Origin of the sequence: Pararcticibacter amylolyticus (assembly GCF_003130405.1) — a bacterium.
Taxonomy (GTDB): domain Bacteria; phylum Bacteroidota; class Bacteroidia; order Sphingobacteriales; family Sphingobacteriaceae; genus Arcticibacter; species Arcticibacter amylolyticus.
Genome location: NZ_QEAS01000007.1, coordinates 148,098 through 150,939 on the forward strand (window position 1 = coordinate 148,098; position 2,842 = coordinate 150,939).

General features: G+C 46.6%; 1 protein-coding gene. It reads left to right on the top strand.

What is annotated here, in order from left to right; all coding sequences use genetic code 11:
- The first annotated feature begins 1 nt into the window (after position 1).
- Entirely contained in the window at positions 2-2,830 is a 2,829-nt protein-coding gene (locus DDR33_RS09965; protein ID WP_394341110.1) for an FAD-binding and (Fe-S)-binding domain-containing protein, read from the top strand.
- Positions 2,831-2,842: the final 12 nt, after the last annotated feature.

Consider the following 2,842-nt stretch of genomic DNA (forward strand, 5'->3'; position numbering starts at 1 on the left):
CATCATGAACATAGGAAAACTATTAGAATCTGTTCTGCCTAAGGATCGAATCAAAACCAGGTTGATCGATGTCGTTTCTTACGCGTCGGATGCTGGATTTTATCATTTGCAGCCGAAAGCTGTCGTGCAGCCGGTATCAGAGGACGAAGTAAAAGCGCTGTTCAGGTTTTCCCAGAAGCATAAGATTCCCCTTACGTTCAGGGCGGCGGGGACCAGCCTGTCTGGTCAGTCGGTGACAGACGGGATATTAGTAGAATTAAGCAGGTATTGGAAGGGGCTCAGTATTGAAGAGGAGGGAACGTCCGTCAGGGTACAGCCCGGGGTGATCGGTGCGGTGGTAAATGCCCGTTTGAAGAAGTATTTCAAAAAGATCGGTCCGGATCCGGCGAGCATTAATTCTGCTATGATGGGAGGGATCCTCTCAAACAATGCCAGTGGGATGTGCTGCGGAGTTAGCAGGAATTCGTATCATACGACCAGGTATATCCGGTTTATGCTTCCCGATGGCAATGTTTTTTCCACAGAGAATAAGGATGATTATATACGGTTTGCTAAGGAATGCCCTGCTGTTTATCATAAAATTGTTCTTCTGCGTGATCAGATCTGTAATGACCCGGAGCTTTATAACCGGATCAGAAACAAATATAAAACTAAGAATACGGTTGGGTATTCGGTGAACTCCTTTATAGATCATGACGAGCCCCTGGATATTTTGGCTCATTTGATGATTGGGGCAGAAGGAACGCTGGGATTTATATCGGAAGCCGTTATGCAGACCATCCCGGATTATCCGGTTAAGTCGACTGCTTTGCTTTACTTTTCCGATATATACGCTGCGTGCCGGGCGATAGTGCCGCTTACAGCATCAGGCGCAGAAGCAGTAGAGTTGATGGACAGGGCGTCGTTGCGTTCCGTCGAACATATACCCGGGGTTCCGGAGGTGTTAAAGGTACTTCCGGATGCAGCAGCTGCTTTGCTGGTAGAGTACCAGGGAAACAACCATGAAGAGCTGAAAGAGAAATCAGATCGCTTTGTAGTGCTCTCTCCCGGCCTTTCCATGCTTTTTCCAGCTGAGTTTACTGCCGATCCTCTTGAACAGGCATTCTTATGGAAGATACGCAAGGGGATGTTTCCCGCTGTCGGTGCTGTCAGAGCCAGTGGATCAACGGTTATACTGGAAGATATTGCTTTTCCGGTAGCGCAGCTTGGTGATGCTATCCTGGATTTGCAGGAACTCTTCAAAAAATATGGGTATCAAAATGCCATTATTTTTGGGCATGCAAAGGATGGCAATATTCATTTCGTAGTCACGCAGGCTTTTGAATCGCCTTCCGAAGTTCAGCGATACGACCGGTTCCTGAGAGAGGTAGTGGATCTCGTTGTTAAAAAGTATGATGGTGCGTTGAAAGCGGAACACGGGACGGGCCGAAACATGGCTCCCTTTGTGGAAACGGAATGGGGTGGTGAGATTTACCAGGTAATGAAAAGCCTGAAGCAGGTGATCGATCCGGATAATCTCCTTAATCCCGGAGTGATTATTAATGAAAATACGAATGCGCATATCCTGCATCTCAAAGAATTGCCAAGGGTAGAGGAGGAGGTTGATAAGTGTATGGAATGCGGGTTCTGCGAATACAAATGTCCAAGCCGGAACATTACTTTAACTCCCAGGAGGAGAATTGTTGTAAGAAGGGAGTTATTGAAACTAAAGAACGAAGGTAAGAAAGATAAGTACAAAGAGCTGCTCGGCCAGTACCAGTATGATGGTCTTGATACCTGTGCTGTCGACGGCCTGTGTGCTACCGCATGCCCGGTTGACATCAATACAGGGATGCTTGTAAAACGGCTAAGAAAAGAGAATCATAGTGATTTTGCTAATGGGGTCGCTCTTTCGATAGCCAGAAATTTCGGAGCGGTTGCTTCAACGGTTAAGGTGGGAGTGCAGGCTGGATCGGTTGTCAACCGGATATTTGGCCCGGGAACACTCCGCAAGTTTACAAAAGGAATGAAAGGGCTGGTTCCGCTCTTTCCTTTATGGAGCAATCAGCTAAAGCCTTCCGCGGATCTTAAAGCAAGTATCAGGCGTTCCGCGAATAGCGGGCATGCGCCCCGTGCGGTTTTCTTTCCTACCTGTATAAGCAGGAATATGGGTGGTTCTGCGGACGGAAAAAAAGGAATTATCGATGCATTCCTGAGTGTGTCAGAAAAAGCCGGGATTGGTATGGTGATCCCGCATGATATTCAGTCTACCTGTTGCGGGCAATTGTTCTCATCTAAAGGGTTTAATAAGGCATTTGCGTTTACTGCTAATGAAACAGTAGAAAAGCTATGGCGATGGACAAACGAAGCACAGTTTCCTGTTGTATTGGATGTAACGTCGTGCACGTTTACTCTTCATCATTGCCGTCCGGTACTTTCAGACGAAAACAGGCTAAAGTTCGATAAACTAAAGATCCTTGACAGCATAGATTATCTGCTCGACTATATTGTTCCTGCCGCTGAAACTAAAAGAATGAAAAAGGAAATTGTCCTTCATCCCGTTTGCTCCTTACAGAAGATGGGATTGGAAGGAAAGTTCCTGAAACTTGCACATCATTTTGCAGAGAAAGTAGATATTCCTCTTGCGGCAGGTTGCTGTGGAATGGCTGGTGACAGAGGATTCTGGTTCCCTGAGCTAACCAGGTCGGCAACGCTTCCCGAAGCAGAGGAGGTAAAGCAGAAGGAATACGAAGGGTACTATTCGACAGCTAAAACATGTGAAATGAACCTCTCAGACGCAGTTGGTAAGAATTATGAGTCGATTGTCTATTTAATGGACGAATGCATGTAGAGAAGCCTGGCG